We start from the raw sequence: 15,847 nt of genomic DNA on the forward strand, positions 1-15,847 counted from the left end.
TTCTGGTTCTCCTTACGCTGCCGTGATCTTGCACAGGGTACACTTGGTTTCCTGCATCTGGGTCACGGAGTCATAGCCATAGGTCATCGCCGTGTTGGCGGATTCCCCAAGCACATAGGGGTCAGCCCCGTCCGGGTATTTGGACCGCAGGTCCGCACCCTGATAGTGACCGCCAAAGTGGAAGGGCATGAAGGCGACGCCCTCACCCACCCGCTGGGTGACCATGGCCATGACCTTGACCTTGCCGCCCTCGGGGCCTTCGACCCAGACATCTGCCCCGTCACGAATGCCAAGGTTGTTGGCGTCGCGCGGGTTGATCTCGACGAACATGTCCTGCTGAAGCTCGGCAAGCCATGGGTTCGACCGGGTCTCGTCCCCGCCGCCCTCATATTCGACCAGACGGCCGGAGGTGAGAACGATCGGGTACTCCTTCGAGAAGTCGTTCTTCTGGATCGACGCATACATGGTCGGCAGACGATAGAACTTGCGGTCCTCGTAGGTCGGATAGTCCGCCACCAGATCGCGCCGCGGCGTATACAGCGGCTCGCGGTGTATCGGAACCGGGTCCGGGAAGGTCCAGACAACCGCGCGGGCCTTGGCGTTGCCGAAGGGCGCACAGCCATGCGCGATGGCAACCCGTTGGATACCGCCCGACAGGTCGGTCTTCCAGTTGACCTTGCCGATGGCTTCGCCCGAGGTTGACCAGATCGCCTCGACCGCGTCGGGGGTCTCACCGTCCTCGAAGTCCGCTTCGCTCAGATCAAGCGCCTCGACCCCTTCGTAAGAGCCGTCGGCCACCGCCTGGATCACGGCCCATTCCGCCTTGGTCAGGTCGGTGTCCCAGCCAAGGTCATGCAGCATGGCCATGGTGAATTCCGGGTAACCGTCCTGAATTTCGGAGCCTACGGAATAGACGCCGTCCGCCAGCAGGTTGTCGCCGTCGCGCTCCACGCCAAAGCGGGCGCGGAAGGTCAGGCCGCCCTCTGCGACAGGCTTGGACATGTCGTAGAGGTTGGGCGTGCCCGGGTGCTTCATCTCCGGCGTGCCCCATGTTGGCCAAGGCAGACCGTAGTAGTCGCCATCGGCCGGGCCACCGACCGCCTGCAGCGTGGTGCGGTCGAATGTGTGCTGGTTTTCCATGTGCATCTTCAGCCGTTCCGGCGACTGGCCGGTATAGCCGATGGTCCACATGCCGCGGTTGATCTCGCGCAGCGTGTCCTCGACGTTCGGCGTGATGCCATCCTCTTCCAGCGCGATGTTGCGGAACAGGCGGTCATGAAAGCCGAACTTCTGCGCGAACAGGCCGATGATCTCTTGATCTGGCTTGGATTCGAACAGCGGATCGACGATCTGCTGACGCCACTGGAACGACCGGTTCGACGCGGTGACAGAGCCGTAGGTTTCGAACTGCGTCGCTGCGGGCAGCAGATAGACGCCGTCCTCACGATCATGCAGCACGGCCGAGACGGTGGGATACGGGTCGATCACGACCAGCATGTCCAGCATCTCCATCGCCTTCTTCATCTCTGTCATGCGCGTCTGCGAGTTGGGCGCATGTCCCCAGAGCACCATGGCGCGGACCTTGTCCGGGTTGTCCATGTTTTCGGGGTCTTCGAGGATGCCGTCGATCCAGCGCGACACCGGGATCCCGGTGAGGGTCTGAAGCGACTTCTCCTTGCCGTCGGCGCCGGTGACCTTGGCGAACTGCCCTTCGAGCCATGCCGGGTCTTCCTCCCAGACGCGGGCCCAATGCGCCCATGCGCCTTTGGCCAGACCATAGTAGCCGGGCAGCGTGTGCGACAGAACCCCAAGGTCCGTGGCGCCCTGCACGTTGTCATGGCCGCGGAAGATGTTGGTGCCGCCGCCGGAGGTGCCCATGTTGCCCAGTGCCAGCTGCAGGATGCAGTAGGCGCGGGTGTTGTTGTTGCCGTTGGTGTGCTGCGTGCCACCCATGCACCAGATCACCGTACCGGGACGGTTGTTGGCCATGGTGCGCGCCACGCGGCGCAGCTGCGAGCCCGGGGTGCCGGTGACACGCTCGACCTCTTCGGGCGTCCACTTGGCCACTTCCTCACGGATCTGGTCCATGCCCCAGACACGGGTGCGGATGAACTCTTTGTCCTCCCAGCCGTTCTCGAAGATGTGCCACAGGATCCCCCAGACCAGCGCCACGTCGGTGCCGGGACGGAAACGGACGTATTCATCCGCGTGGGCCGCGGTGCGCGTGAAGCGCGGGTCGCAGACGATCAGCGGCGCGTTGTTCATCTCCTTGGCGCGCAGAACATGCAGCAGCGACACGGGGTGCGCTTCTGCCGGGTTGCCGCCGATGATGAAGATGGCCTTGGAGTTATGGATGTCGTTGTAGCTGTTGGTCATGGCGCCGTAGCCCCATGTGTTCGCAACACCCGCAACGGTGGTCGAATGGCAGATCCGAGCCTGGTGATCCACGTTGTTCGTGCCCCAGTAGGCGGCGAACTTGCGGAACAGGTAGGCCTGTTCGTTCGAATGCTTTGCCGAGCCCAGCCAGTAGACAGAGTCAGGTCCGCTCTCGTCGCGGATCTTCATCATGCCGTCGCCGATCTCGTTGATCGCCTGCTCCCAGCTGATGCGCTTCCACTCACCGCCTTCTTTTTTCATCGGGTACTTCAGGCGGCGCTCGCCGTGGGCGTGTTCCCGGACAGAGGCCCCCTTGGCGCAATGCGCTCCAAGGTTGAAGGGGCTGTCCCAGCCGGGTTCCTGCCCGACCCAGACGCCGTCGCTGACCTCGGCCATGACGGTGCAGCCCACGGAACAGTGGGTGCAGATGGATTTCTTGATTTCCACCTTGCCCAGTCCGGCCGCCGATGCGGCGCTGGCCTGTTGTACGGTGCCGCCGGTGGCGGCGATGGCGGCAATGCCGCCGATGGCAAGACCCGAGCCGCGCAGGAACGCGCGGCGATCGACCGAGGCGTTAGCTGCCTCGGACAGGATACTTGTCCGCTGGGGGCGTCGCGCAACCCCGTTGGTCTTTTTCCTAAGCATGTTTCTATCTCCCTGACGCGCCTTTGTTAGGGGCGCGGGACTTTGACGGTGGCCTTGGGCAGTCGGGCGTCACGCAACCAGTCGCCTGTGGCCGTTGAGCGCACGTCCGGTTGGCTCCGGGCGATGCGGGGCGCGGTTCTCAGAACCGGGCTGTCTCGTAGAAGGCGCGGGTATGCGCCGTGTCCTGCATCTTTTCCGATGTCAGATCAGGCTCCGCCGGGCCGGCTTCGGCGGCGGTGCCACTGGCGATGGCGACAGCAGCCGCGGGGGCCGAAACGCTTGCCAACTTGAGGAAATTCCGGCGCGAGGCCTTGGTCTCCTGGGTCATGAAAGTCTCTCCTTTCACGGGTTCCGACAGTCGCCTGCCGCTCGACAGGGGCGGATCGCGCCCCGGTTCACACTCTCACTCACCACTCATCCTGAAAGCTTCGGCCTCGATCTCCATGAACAGCCGCCCGACAGTGGCCACGGGGGCGTAAAAGACCGAGTTCTTGGCGCTTTCGAGGTCGGAAAAGAAATGCCCGGCCCAAGGGCCGATGTGCTTGTTGAAGAACTCTTTCTGGGTGTCGAGGCTGGCAGGCGCGCCGAACCGTCCGACGATCATCGCCCCCATCATCTCCATCAGGCTGGCGATGTTGTCTTCGGGCTCGAACACGTTCTCGGCCCGCGCCAGCCCGCGACGGGCCATGTCCTGCCGCAGCGCCGCCAGCGGTTTCTCATTCAGGAAACCGGTCAGGTAATACGACGCGTAGGGCAGCAGTTCCCCGCGCCCCAGACCGATGAAAAGCTTGTTGTACTCGCTGGTCACGGCCTTGGGTTTGGACACCTTGCCCAGCTTGGCCAATGTGCCGATGGCCTGCCCCATCTCGGTTTCGTCGCCCGACAGACTGGCGGTCTGCGCCAGCAGCATCTCGTCCGGCGGACCGGCCAGCAAAAGGCCGAGGAAATTGTAGAGGTCAGCGCGCAGGCGGTCCTCTTCGGCGATCTGGCGGGTTTCAGCGGTGTTGGTCATCGGGTCCTTGTCTGTGCTCATGTGGCGGTCTCGAAGCGAAAGCGCATCCGGCGCGGGGATGCGGCGGGCGCCTCGGCGATTTCCGGCTCTGGTGCGTTTTGCGGTGCAGGCGCGGGCGTGGGATCGGGCCTGTCGTCATCCTCGACCATGACCTCGGCATCTGTCGTTTCCATGTCCGCGTCTGCGCTGTGATCCGCGGCCTGATCGCCGTCCTGATCTTCGGCGGCGGCCTTGTCCGTCTCCGCCTTGGCCAAGCCTTCGGCGGTTTCGGCCTCGTAGGCGACCTTGTCGAACATGCCCTTGCCGACCTGATAGAGCGTCTGCAAATTCTCAACGACCGTGGCGGCGTCGGTGAAATCCTCACCATAGTCCACCAGCCCGTCGACATTGGCCAACACCGGGTTCAGGCGCCATAGGCGGCGCAGGGCGCGGGTCTTGAGGCGTTGCGGAACCGCCGCCTGAAGGAGGCTCTGCACCTGATCCGGGCTGTCCATTTCCTCGGGCACCGGCAGGTCCAACTCTGCCAGAATTTCCTCATCGGGGCGTGCCTGCAGGCGTTCCTCTTCGACGGCATGCGCTTCGGCCTCTGCCTCACGCAGCTCGGTTTCGGTTTCTGCCGCCACCTTCGCGCGGCGACGCGACCAGAAATCAGAGGGTGTCTCGCCGTTCAATGCAAACGCCTCCTCTGCAGCTTCGGCGAGGCATAGACATCCAGCTTGTCGATGCGCGGATCGCCGATGCCATCCTGTTCCAGATCGACCCGCTTCTTGTCACGCTTGCGCTTGATGAACACTTCTTCCTCGTGGAATTCCTCGACGAACTCCGCGACAAAACCCAGCAGCGCGGGCGGCATCGGCACCTTTTCGATGATCTCTTCGCCGCTGTCCGCATAGTCCTGCGCCTCATAGGGAGAGGCGGTCACGGTCAGCACGTTCAGCGGGCAGTCGCTTCCGCCCTCGTCCCGGAGAACGATGTAGACGCTGGGACTGCGGGCCTGGAGTTCATGCAGGTAAGCGCCGGTGTCCGCACCATGCAGTTCAAGGTCCAGCGTGGCGGCGTGAAACTCGGCCGCGTCGCCCTCGCGCCGCAGCTCTCGCCAGTCCGCAGGCCCGGCGCCCGGCAAGACGGCAGAGGCCGTCCACACCCATTTCGCCCAGCGCGTCACACCCGGCGCGCGGCGCAGCACGATGCCAAGCGGCAAGGTCCGATAAAGTTTCGGATTGTGAATCACATCGCTCCTCCCACCTTCAGTAAGCAACGCAAGCGCCCCACCGGGAAAGAGAAATCCGGCATGCTGCGGTATTCCGGGTCACTTCCGGTCAATTTGGGCATGTGGATCAGGGAAGCACCGGCCAATCGGACGAAATGTCCAACCCGACTTTTTTGCTCAGATTTCGGGCGGTTTGAAAACGGGCGAATCACCCGGGCGCAACGGGGCCGGATACCGCGAAACCGGCGGCGCGGCGGTTCCGGCAATCTGGTTGTGGCGGGCATCGAATCATGACTAGCTATCGCCGGGGACAGATCAAAAAACGCCAGTCAAGCGGCGTTTCGGAGGAGGGGCATATCATGGTCAAGCATCTGATAACATGCGATTGCTTGGGGACGCAGACCCTCGACACAGAGGGGTTGTCACGGACCACCGGTCTTGACGTCAAACGCCCCTGCACGGCGCTGTGCACCCGCCAGATCGACCGTGCCGCTGCCGCGTTGCAGGAGGGTGATGCAGTTTTTTGCTGCACGCAGGAGGCCCGCGTGTTCGACGCACTGGCAGAGGAATTGGGCGTGCCCGCCCCTCCGGTGCTGGACCTGCGTGACCGGGCCGGATGGACCGCAGATCAGGCCCCGACACTACCCAAAATGTCCGCCCTCGTGGCAGAGGCGCTGCTGCCCGCCGCCCCGGAAAAGACGCTGGATGTGATATCCGAGGGGCTGTGCCTGATCCTTGGCGCCCCAGAAGTGGCCCTGCCCGCCGCGGAACACCTGTCGGATTACCTTGCCGTGACGGTTCTGCTGCCAGAGGGATCAGAGGTGCCGGACACCCGCGCCTTTGACGTCATCACCGGCCGTTTGCGGCAGGCCCGCGGCGCTCTGGGGCAATTCGAGGTGGTGATCGACCGGCTGGCGCAGGTCGATCCCGGCGGGCGCGGCGGGATGGGCCTGACAGAGCCGCGCGATGGCGGCGTTTCGGACTGTGACGTGCTTCTGGATCTGCGGGGAGAGCCGCCGCTGTTCCCGGCCCATGAAAAGCGTGAGGGCTACCTGCGGGCCGATCCGGGTCACGCGCCCTCCGTAGCGGCCTCGTTGCTGGCGGCTTCGCACCTTGTCGGCACCTTTGAAAAGCCGCTCTACGTTCGGACAGAGGCCCTGCTCTGTGCCCACTCGCGGGCCGAACAGACCGGCTGTTCCCGCTGTCTGGACCTCTGCCCCACCGGCGCGATCACACCGAACGGCGACCATGTCACGGTCGACCCGATGATCTGCGCGGGCTGTGGCGCCTGTTCGGCGGTCTGCCCCTCGGGCGCGATCAGCTATGACGCACCGCCGGTCGACCAGACATTTCGCCGGGTTCAAACCCTGGCCAAGGCTTATCTGGACGCGGGCGGCATCTCCCCGCGCCTTATGGTGCATGATGCACACGGAGGTGAGATGATCCGCATGGCGGCCCGTCACGGGCGCGGCTTGCCCGCCGATGTGATCCCGCTGGACTTGCCGGTGGTCGGCGGCTTTGGCCACGCGGAAATCGTCGCCGCGCTGGCGGCGGGTTTTGCCTCGGTCACCCTGCTGCCAGGACCGGGCGCGGACCGCGTGGCCCTGTCGGCGCAGATCGACCTCGCGCAGGCGATCGGCGGGCGCGACAGGGTGCAGCTGCTGGACACCCCCGACCCCGACGCCATGAGCGATGCGCTTTACGGTGAAACCGCCCCCGCCCCCGTGGCCGAACCGGTGCGCCCGCTTGGCACCCGGCGGCAGATCACCCGGCAGGCGGCGCGCGCGCTGCATGGGGAGACCACCTTGCCGCTGCCCGATGGTGCGCCCTATGGCGCGGTTGTGGTGGACACGGACGCCTGCACGCTCTGCCTGTCCTGCGTCTCGCTCTGCCCGTCGGGCGCGCTGGGGGATAACCCGGACAAGCCGCAACTGCGCTTTCAGGAGGACGCCTGCCTGCAATGCGGGATCTGCGCCACCATCTGCCCCGAGGATGCGATCTCTCTGCAGCCGCAACTGGACCTCTCCGACAGCGCTCTGCGTCAAGAGGTGCTGAACGAGGAAGAGCCCTTTGCCTGCGTCGAATGCGGCACGCTCTTCGGGTCGAAATCCGCCATCGACCGGATCACCGAAAAGCTGTCTGGCCATGCAATGTTCCAGAGCCCGGAAAAGCTGCGGATGCTGCAGATGTGCGACAATTGCCGGGTCTCGGCGCAGGCCTTGTCACAGGACAATCCCTTTGCCGGTGGTGAGCGTCCGCGCGTCCGCACCACAGAGGACTACCTGTCCAAACGGCGTGATCACTGATGCTGCAACGGCGCGCCCAGATCGGCGGCCTGCATGGCCGCCACATAGGCGACGACCGCCTCGACCTCATCCAGTGTCAGTTCGACCGGGATGATGGCTGGCGGGCGGTTTTCGGGAAAGGGCGGCGTGACATCGGCGACGATGGTAAAGGACGGATGCGGGTTCAGCGCGTAGAACGAGTAGAACCGCTCTTCCCAATCCCCAAGGCTGCGCAGCACCGCGAAACTGGGGGTAGAGCCGATACCGACGCCGCGGCTTTCGTCGTCGACCACATGGCAACGGATGCACTTGGCGCGGCTGACCTCATGGCCCAGCTTCGCGTCGCCCTCGTAGGTGACGCTGACCTTGATGTCCTGCGTGTCGGGCGGCGGGCCGAACAGCGCGGCACCGTCCGGTGCAAAGCTGGCGATGGTGTTGCTGCCGATCTCCGAGGTCAGCCAGTCCGCGAAACGCGCCGCACCCACGTGTTCCGTCCGCCCCATCCGCAGGTGCCAGACCGCGTCCAGCCCGGAAAACAACGGCCTGCCCTCTGCGCCCAGCGCGATATCCGCGCCCTCGGCGCTCTCCGCCAATCTGACACGCACCCGCGTCTTGAGCGTGAAGCGCGGCAGGATATGTTTGATCAAACCGCTGTCCACAAGTTCGGGCGGCGCATACAACTGCACGGGGCCGGCATCCTGTGCGGTGGCAGTCATGGGCAGGCAGGCAAGGGCCGGCCCGACGAAAGAATGGAAAACGCGCCGGGTCATGGTGGCATGCTAGGCCCCTGCCCCGTCCCGCGTCAATTGAAAGGGAGCGATGAAAGATGAGCGACGACTTCAACATGTCGATGCGGAAATTCCTGAAACAGGTGGGCGTCACCTCTCAGCAGGCCATCGAAGAGGCCATGCGCAATGCCCCGGCCGGTGGCAAAAGCTTTGAGGTCAAGGCCGTGGTCACCATCCCCGAACTGAACCTGACCCATGAGGTCACGGGCGAGATCAAGGGACAGGAATGACCCAGGTGGCGGCGGATCGTGCGGCGGTTCTGGACATTCTGAAAACCGTGGCGGACCCGGTGGCGGGCGGTGACATCGTTGCCAGCGGCGTCATGCGGGCGCTGAACGTGGATGGCGGCGCGGTGCGCTTCGTGATGGAAATCGCGCCCCAACACGCAGAGGCCTTTGGCCGGACCAAGGCCGAGGCAGAGGCGAAACTGGGCGCGATGCCGGGGGTCGAAAAGGTCTCTATCGTGCTGACGGGCCATTCGGAAAAGGCCCCGCCGGACCTTGGCCTGAAGAAAAAGGCGGAACCGCAGGGACCGCAGAAGATCCCCGGCGTTGACCACATCATCGCCATCGCCTCTGGCAAGGGCGGGGTCGGAAAATCGACCGTTTCCTCCAACCTTGCGGTCGCACTGGCGGCACAGGGACGGCGCGTGGGCTTGCTGGATGCCGATGTCTACGGTCCGTCGCAGCCGCGCATGCTGGGCGTCTCCGGGCGTCCCGCCTCGCCGGATGGCAAGACCATCCTGCCGCTGCGCAACCACGGCGTCACCATGATGTCCATCGGCCTGATGACGAACGAGGATCAGGCCGTGGTCTGGCGCGGGCCGATGCTGATGGGGGCGCTGCAACAGATGATGACGCAGGTGCAATGGGGCGCACTGGATGTGCTGCTGGTGGATCTGCCGCCCGGCACCGGCGACGTGCAGATGACCCTCAGCCAAAAGGCGCATGTGGACGGCGCCATCGTGGTCAGCACCCCGCAGGACGTGGCGCTGATGGACGCGCGCAAAGGCATCGACATGTTCAAGCAGCTAAATGTGCCGATCCTTGGTATGATCGAAAACATGAGCACACATATCTGCACCAACTGCGGGCATGAGGAACATGTCTTTGGGCACGGCGGCGTGGCCGCCGAGGCGGCCAAGCTGGGCGTGCCCCTGCTGGCCGAAGTGCCGCTGGACCTGCAGATCCGCCTTGCCTCTGACGGCGGCGCGCCCATCGTGGCCAGCAAACCCGACAGCGCGCAGGCGCAGGCCTTTCATGCCGTGGCGCAGGCGCTGGTGGCGCGGGGCGTGGCATGAGCGCAGAGGCCCAGCCGCTGACCTTTCCCCCCGCCATGAGCGGCGAGGCGGTCAGCGGCGATCCCTTTGACGGCGCGGTGATGCGCGCCATCCGGGGCTGCGACGCGGGACTGATCTGTCACCGTGTGGCGGTCGACCGGATGGGCGCGGCGCTGATCTTTGCGCCCGAAGTGCCGCTGCGCGAGGCGGCGGTGATGCTGCCGCTCTGCGGCGTGGGCTTTCAGAACGCGCTTGGCGCGCTGGCTCCGCCAGAGGTGGCGGTGCATCTTGCCTGGGCGGGCGCAATCCTTGTGAACGGCGCGGGCTGTGGCGTGTTTCGTGCCTGCGCCTCGGACAGTGACCCGGACAAGGTGCCGGATTGGCTGGTCGTGGGGTTCGAACTGCCCCTGACACTGGCCGGTGGCGATCCGGGCAATGCGCCCGAACAGACCGCCCTCTTCGAGGAAGGCTGCGCCGACGTGGATCCGCATCGCCTTGTCGAAGCCTGGGCGCGGCACACGCTGAACTGGATTGCGCGCTGGGAGGCCGAGGGGGCGAAACCGCTGCATGCCGAATGGCGCGGTCTGGCCCATGGCATCGGCGAAACCGTGGTGCAGGATGGCCGCCCCGGCACGTTCCTTGGCATCGACGAAAGCTTTGGCATGCTCTTGCGTGACCACGACACCACCCACCTGATCCCGCTGACCAGCCTGCTGGAGGACGCCCCATGAAGCTTGCCCGTGCGATCCATTTCGATGAAAGCGACATGAACGTCTTCGCCAGCCCGGCGCGCACCGGAGAGTGGTGCGTTTCCGGCGGGTTCGAGTTTTCCAACTGGACCGAGGGCGATCTGGCGGGCAAGGCGCGGCAGGCCTTTGCCAATGGCTGGTTCGGTCTGGAAACCGGCGGTCGAGTGACATTTGTTGCGGTCACGGCTGTGGAACCGGCAGAGATGGACGCGCTGACCGATCTCTTGGCACAGCACTTCGTGACCTATTACGGCGCGCCCTCGGTCGAGGCCGCGCGCCCGGTGGCGCAAGAGGAAATCGACCATATGGCCGAGTTGTGCGAAGACCACGACGCCAACACCCTGCTGACGGTCGCCCGCGAATTGACGCCTTCGGGCGTGCGTGAGGCGTACCGCGTGATCGAGGCGCAGGCGGCGGGGCTGGAACAGTTCGCGATCCATGGATCGCTCGACGACTGATACCACCCGGCGCGGGCGGCGGCCCGCGACCTCGGTGCGCCTGCGCCTTCTGGTGCTGGCGCTGGCCCCCTTGACGGTGCTCATGCCGCTCCTGCTGATCCTCGGGATGACGCGGTGGACCAGCGACTATGACGCGGTGCTGATCGCCAACGTGGAATCCGATCTGCGGATCGCCGAACAGTACCTTGCCCGCATCATGGACACCACCGGCGACGAGTTGATCGGCGTGGCCGAAAGCGCCGAGTTCGGGCGCGTGCTGGCGCGTGACGCCACGGCGCTTGGCGACTACCTCTCCGGCAAACGCGCCTCTCTGGGCCTCGATTTCCTTTACTACCTGCCCAAGGCCGACGCGATGGATGCCATCCGCTGGCCGGTGATCGCCGCCGGTCTGGCCGGCCGCCCCGAAACGCAGATCGACATCTTCGCGGCCGAAGACCTTGGTGCCTTGCCGGGCAAGCTGGCCGCCCGTGCCCGCATCCCCCTGATCGAAACAGAGGCTGCGGTGCCCACCGACCGCACGGTGGAGGATCGCGGCATGGTGGTGCATTCCGCGGCCCCCGTTCATCTGGATGGCCACGACGGTGTGCTGGTGGGCGGCATCCTGTTGAACCGGAACCTGCAATTCATCGACACGATCAATGCGCTGGTCTACCTTAACGCGGTGACCGGCGGCGACCGTCAGGGCACCGCGACGCTGTTCCTCGAAGACGTTCGTGTCTCGACCAATGTGCGCCTGTTCGAGGATGTGCGCGCCTTGGGCACGCGGGTCTCTGCCGTGGTGCGGCAGGCGGTTCTGGGTGACGGCAAGACATGGCTCAACCGCGCCTTCGTGGTCAATGACTGGTATATTTCGGGCTACCTGCCGCTGACCGACAGTTTCGGCCAGCGGGTCGGGATGCTGTATGTCGGGTTTCTGGAGGCACCGTTCACGGCGGCCAAACGGCAGGCGGTGATGTGGATGCTGGGCGCCTTTGCCGCGGTTCTGGTGCTGTCTGTGCCGGTCTTCTTCTGGATGGCGCGGGGGATCTTTGAGCCCTTGGAACGCATCACCCAGACCATGCGCCGCGTCGGGCGCGGCGATCTGTCGGCGCGTTATGGCGATGTCGGCTCGCGCGATGAGATCGGACAGGTGGCCGGGCATCTGGACGATCTTCTGGGACAGGTGCAGGACCGCGACGCCCGCCTGCGCGCCTGGGCGGATGACCTCAACCAGCGGGTCGAAGAGCGCACCGCCGAACTGCGCGAGGCCAATGCCAAGCTGGAAGAGACCTATCGCCAGTTGGTCATGAACGAGAAACTGGCCTCCATAGGCGAAATCACCGCCGGTGTCGCGCATGAAATCAACAACCCCGTGGCGGTGATACAGGGCAACGTGGACGTGATCCGCGAAACGCTGGGCGACAAGGCGGAACCGGTCAGGACGGAACTGGACCTCGTGGACCGTCAGGTGGCGCGCATCGACGCGATGGTCGGCAAGCTGCTGCAATTCGCGCGGCCCGGCGAATTCCACGGCTATGAGGACCGCGTGGTACTGGCCCCGCTGATCGAGGATTGCCTGCTGCTGGTCGAACACGTCCTGTCCAAGAGCGCCATCACCGTCGAGACCCATCTGGGACCGGCGCCAGAGGTGCAGGCCGATCCGGGAGAGATGCAGCAGGTCATCATCAACCTGATCATGAATGCGATGCAGGCCATGGGACATGACGGCAAGCTGACCCTGACCCTGTCGACCGAGGACCGCGACGGCAAAGCCGGGGCCTGCCTGCGGGTGCGCGACAGCGGGCCGGGTCTGCCCGAGGGGATGGCAGAGGCGGTCTTTGATCCCTTCTTCACCACCAAACACGGAGAGGGCACCGGCCTCGGCCTGTCGATCTCGCAGACGCTCGTCCAGCGCGCGGGCGGTCTGATCACCGCCGGCAATGTCGAGGGCGGCGGCGCGGTGTTTCGCGTGTGGCTGCCTGCCGCCTAGGCCAGTACCGCCGCGCGGGCGTCCTCGCGGATCATGTCGGCGGCCTTCTCGGCGATCATGATCGTCGGCGAATTGGTGTTGCCAGAGGTGATGCACGGCATGACAGAGGCATCGACCACGCGCAGCCCCTCCATCCCTTTCACCCGCAGGCGCGCGTCCACGACCGCCGCATCGTCTGTTCCCATGCGCGCGGTGCTGACCGGGTGAAAGATGGTCGAGGCGATCTGCCCTGCCCCTTCGGACAGTTCGGCATCGGTCTGGTACTGCGGGCCGGGCTTGAATTCCTCGGGGCGGAATTGCGCCAGCGGCTCCTGCGCCATGATCCGGCGCGTCAGCCGGATGGCGCGTGCGGCGACCAGCCTGTCGCCCTCGGTGGACAGGTAGTTGGGCTGGATTTCCGGGTGCGCCGTGGCATCAGGAGAGGTGATGCGCACATGCCCCCGGCTTTCCGGGCGCAGGTGGCAGACACTGGCGGTGATCGCCGGAAAATCATGCGGCGGCTGGCCAAAGGCGTCCAGCGTCACCGGCTGCACATGGTATTCAAGGTCCGGCGTCGCCACGTCCTGTGACGAATAGGCAAAGGCCCCCAACTGGCTGGGGGCCATCGACATCGGTCCGGAGCGCGTCAGCAGGTATTCCAGCCCGATCTTCGCCTGCCCGATCATGCTGTTGGCCATGGTGTTCAGCGTCTTGACCCCCTGCACCTTGTAGGCGCAGCGGATCTGCAGGTGATCCTGCAGGTTCGCGCCGACCTGCGGCTGATCCAGCCGCACCTCTACCCCGTGTTCCTGCAGCAACGCACCCGGACCGATGCCCGACAATTGCAGGATCTGCGGTGTCCCGATTGCGCCGGAGGACAGGATCACCTCCTGCCGCGCCTGCACGGAAAAGCCGGTGTTGTCCTTGCGAAACCGAACACCGCTGGCACGCCGCCCGTCGAACAGCAGGCGCTCTGCCTGCGCCCCGGTCATGACCGTCAGGTTGGCCCGTGTCTTTGCCGGGCGCAGAAACCCCTTGGCGGTGCTCCACCGCCAGCCGGATTTCTGGTTCACCTTGAAATAGCCGACGCCAAAGTTGTCGCCCCGGTTGAAATCCTCGGTCGCCGGAATGCCTGCCGCCACCGCCGCCTCTTTCCACGCATCCAGAATGTCCCAGCGCACGCGCGGTTCCTCGACACGCCATTCGCCGCCTTCGCCGTGCACCTCGTCCGCACCGCCGTAGTAATCCTCGGACTTCATGAAATAGGGCAGCACGTCGTCCCAGCCCCAGCCGGTCAGGCCCATCTGCCGCCAGCCATCGTAATCCGCCGCCTGCCCGCGCAGGTACAGCATCCCGTTGATCGACGAACACCCGCCCAGGATCTTGCCGCGCGGATAGAGCAGTTCGCGCCCGTTCAGCCCGGCACAGGGCGCGGTCTTGAACCCCCAGTCGGTGCGCGGATTGCCGATGCAGTACAGGTAGCCGACCGGAATATGGACCCAGTGGTAATTGTCGCTGCCGCCCGCCTCCAACAGCAGAACGCGGGTTCCGGGGTCTTCGCTCAGGCGGTTGGCCAGCACGCAACCGGCGCTGCCCGCGCCGACGATGACATAGTCGTAGGTCCCCAGATCCTGCATCACAGCCTCTCCCTGTTGGTCCGGGGGCAGTATGGTCAGGCCGCGCGGAGCCACAAGTTGCTAAATCCGGGGGAACGGCCGCATTTACCGCGCGCCCTCCTCGTTTGCGGGACGACTAGGACGCCCATCAAGCGGGCAAAACACACGAAAAATGGGCAATATGCGGATTTCGTGCCGCAAAAGGCCATGATTTCCAGAGGTTCCGTCACGCGGTTTTGTGGTTATGGTGGCAAGCAACACATTTTTTCCGCGAGGAGCCTCTGCCCGTGAATACCAAGACCCAGCCGCCTGTCGTGAAACAATCGGCCCCCGGTCTGCCGCGACGCGCTGTCATCGGTGCCGTTCTTGTCGCCCTGTCGCTGGGCGGGGCCGCTGCGCTGGGGATTGCCGGGGCGGCGCTCTCGCCTGCCTCTGACGACTTCTTCTTCAGCCGCGGCACCAGCTTTGCCAAGGGCGAAGAGGCGCGGCTGAAGGCCAAGCTGGCCGAACTGGCCGCCGATGACCGCATCACCCTGCGCATCACCGGACACAGCGGCACACAGGGCGACGACTCCGCCAACCTCGATCTGTCGGAACAACGCGCCGAAGCCGCGCGCAGCGTCGCCCGGGCGGCGGGGTTCCCGGCGGAACGCGTCGACTGGGTCGGCGGTGTGGGCGGCGGCGATCCCCTGTCGCAAAAGGATGGCGAAAGCGACCGTGCCTATCAGGCAGGCCTCGCCCGGGTGACGCTGGATTGGCAGGTGCGCCCATGAGCGTCTACGAGACCGCCGCCAGCGGGCGCAACGTCTCATCCCGCGCGCCGCTGTTGCCGACGCTGCTGATCCTTGGTGCGGTGCTGGTCGCCGGGCTGGTCTATCTGACCTTTGTGCGCCTGCCGATCTGGTTTCCCTATTCGCATGTGATCGTGGCCTTCGTGCTGGGCCTGCTGCTGTCACTGGGGCTGTTGAATCTCCTGCCTTCGCAAAGACTGCATTCGGAGGCCACGCTGCTGCGCCACGCCTTTGACCAGTTGCACGGGGCGCAATCGGGCCGCCATGCCACCGCGCTGGCCACGGTGATCGAAACCCATGACCGCGCCCGCCGCGTTCGCGCCATTGCCCCCGGCACGCAGGAGGACATCCAGACCCTGCTGATGCAGACCGCCGACCGTTTCGATGCTCTGGCCAAAAGCCTGTTCTACGCGCCGCAGGAACTGCCCCGCGTGCAGACCGTGCTGTCGCGCTCGGAACTGGTGGTGGAGGCGATCGAAACCCACGGCGCCCTGCGCGCCCGCGCCGGTGATGGCAAGGATGTCGAGGCCAGCCGCGCCCACCTGCGTTCCAGCATCGAAAGCCTGCATGCCGCGCTGGACAGCGTCGAGGCCCGCGCCATCACCTCTTTGCTTGAAAAGGTTGAGGTGGCATCATCCACGGCAGAGACCCTTTTGCGCCGCTGAGCGCCCTGAATTTACGGGACCCGTT

15 protein-coding genes are annotated in these 15,847 nt (G+C 65.3%); 8 read left to right on the forward strand and 7 right to left on the reverse strand.

The window, feature by feature from the left end:
* Positions 1-12: 12 nt before the first annotated feature.
* The 5 genes from ACTXGA_RS02110 to ACTXGA_RS02130 all read right to left on the reverse strand — a co-directional run bounded on the left by ACTXGA_RS02110 (position 13) and on the right by ACTXGA_RS02130 (position 5,234).
* Positions 13-3,021 (reverse strand): formate dehydrogenase subunit alpha, encoded by a 3,009-nt coding sequence (locus ACTXGA_RS02110; RefSeq protein WP_443391458.1) that lies wholly within the window; start codon positions 3,019-3,021, stop codon positions 13-15.
* 139 nt (positions 3,022-3,160) lie between these two features.
* The gene (locus ACTXGA_RS02115) at positions 3,161-3,349 is read right to left on the reverse strand and encodes a twin-arginine translocation pathway signal protein (RefSeq protein WP_443391459.1); all 189 of its coding nucleotides are present in this window, start codon (positions 3,347-3,349) and stop codon (positions 3,161-3,163) included.
* A 75-nt stretch (positions 3,350-3,424) separates the two neighbouring features.
* Entirely contained in the window at positions 3,425-4,054 is a 630-nt protein-coding gene (locus tag ACTXGA_RS02120; protein WP_443391460.1) for a TorD/DmsD family molecular chaperone, read from the reverse strand.
* On the reverse strand, positions 4,051-4,704 hold the full coding sequence (locus ACTXGA_RS02125; RefSeq protein ID WP_443391461.1) for a DUF3306 domain-containing protein: 654 nt from the start codon (positions 4,702-4,704) through the stop codon (positions 4,051-4,053). The genes ACTXGA_RS02120 and ACTXGA_RS02125 overlap by 4 nt, the downstream gene beginning before the upstream one ends.
* Positions 4,701-5,234: a DUF3305 domain-containing protein gene (locus ACTXGA_RS02130; protein ID WP_443391580.1), complete on the reverse strand. Its 534-nt coding sequence runs from the start codon at positions 5,232-5,234 to the stop codon at positions 4,701-4,703. Before ACTXGA_RS02130 ends, ACTXGA_RS02125 begins: the two co-directional genes overlap by 4 nt.
* A 368-nt stretch (positions 5,235-5,602) precedes the next feature.
* Here ACTXGA_RS02130 and ACTXGA_RS02135 point away from each other — a divergent pair, with 368 nt between their 5' ends.
* Complete coding sequence (locus tag ACTXGA_RS02135; RefSeq protein WP_443391462.1) at positions 5,603-7,549, forward strand: 4Fe-4S binding protein; 1,947 nt, start codon at positions 5,603-5,605, stop codon at positions 7,547-7,549.
* Here the strand turns inward: ACTXGA_RS02135 and ACTXGA_RS02140 are convergent.
* Positions 7,543-8,298: a c-type cytochrome gene (locus ACTXGA_RS02140; RefSeq protein WP_443391463.1), complete on the reverse strand. Its 756-nt coding sequence runs from the start codon at positions 8,296-8,298 to the stop codon at positions 7,543-7,545. The genes ACTXGA_RS02135 and ACTXGA_RS02140 overlap by 7 nt on opposite strands.
* Before the next feature lie 56 nt (positions 8,299-8,354).
* Between ACTXGA_RS02140 and ACTXGA_RS02145 the strand changes: the two genes are divergently transcribed.
* Genes ACTXGA_RS02145 through ACTXGA_RS02165 form a run of 5 tightly spaced genes read left to right on the forward strand, consistent with a single transcriptional unit; the run spans position 8,355 to position 12,771 of the window.
* The gene (locus ACTXGA_RS02145) at positions 8,355-8,546 is read left to right on the forward strand and encodes a DUF6494 family protein (protein WP_443391464.1); all 192 of its coding nucleotides are present in this window, start codon (positions 8,355-8,357) and stop codon (positions 8,544-8,546) included.
* Positions 8,543-9,616 (forward strand): Mrp/NBP35 family ATP-binding protein, encoded by a 1,074-nt coding sequence (locus tag ACTXGA_RS02150; RefSeq protein WP_443391465.1) that lies wholly within the window; start codon positions 8,543-8,545, stop codon positions 9,614-9,616. Before ACTXGA_RS02145 ends, ACTXGA_RS02150 begins: the two co-directional genes overlap by 4 nt.
* Entirely contained in the window at positions 9,613-10,326 is a 714-nt protein-coding gene (locus tag ACTXGA_RS02155) for a biotin/lipoate--protein ligase family protein (RefSeq protein ID WP_443391466.1), read from the forward strand. The genes ACTXGA_RS02150 and ACTXGA_RS02155 overlap by 4 nt, the downstream gene beginning before the upstream one ends.
* A complete protein-coding gene (locus ACTXGA_RS02160) occupies positions 10,323-10,802 on the forward strand; it encodes a DUF6505 family protein (RefSeq protein ID WP_443391467.1) in 480 nt (159 codons plus the stop codon). Before ACTXGA_RS02155 ends, ACTXGA_RS02160 begins: the two co-directional genes overlap by 4 nt.
* Complete coding sequence (locus ACTXGA_RS02165) at positions 10,783-12,771, forward strand: sensor histidine kinase (RefSeq protein WP_443391468.1); 1,989 nt, start codon at positions 10,783-10,785, stop codon at positions 12,769-12,771. The genes ACTXGA_RS02160 and ACTXGA_RS02165 overlap by 20 nt, the downstream gene beginning before the upstream one ends.
* Here the strand turns inward: ACTXGA_RS02165 and ACTXGA_RS02170 are convergent.
* Positions 12,768-14,387 (reverse strand): GMC family oxidoreductase, encoded by a 1,620-nt coding sequence (locus ACTXGA_RS02170; protein ID WP_443391469.1) that lies wholly within the window; start codon positions 14,385-14,387, stop codon positions 12,768-12,770. The genes ACTXGA_RS02165 and ACTXGA_RS02170 overlap by 4 nt on opposite strands.
* A gap of 266 nt (positions 14,388-14,653) precedes the next feature.
* Here ACTXGA_RS02170 and ACTXGA_RS02175 point away from each other — a divergent pair, with 266 nt between their 5' ends.
* Positions 14,654-15,139: an OmpA family protein gene (locus ACTXGA_RS02175; protein WP_443391470.1), complete on the forward strand. Its 486-nt coding sequence runs from the start codon at positions 14,654-14,656 to the stop codon at positions 15,137-15,139.
* Positions 15,136-15,822, forward strand: a complete 687-nt coding sequence (locus tag ACTXGA_RS02180; protein ID WP_443391471.1) for a hypothetical protein — start codon at positions 15,136-15,138, stop codon at positions 15,820-15,822. Before ACTXGA_RS02175 ends, ACTXGA_RS02180 begins: the two co-directional genes overlap by 4 nt.
* Positions 15,823-15,847: the final 25 nt, after the last annotated feature.

Origin of the sequence: Antarctobacter jejuensis, from assembly GCF_052266595.1 — a bacterium.
GTDB classification, from domain to species: Bacteria; Pseudomonadota; Alphaproteobacteria; order Rhodobacterales; family Rhodobacteraceae; genus Antarctobacter; species Antarctobacter jejuensis.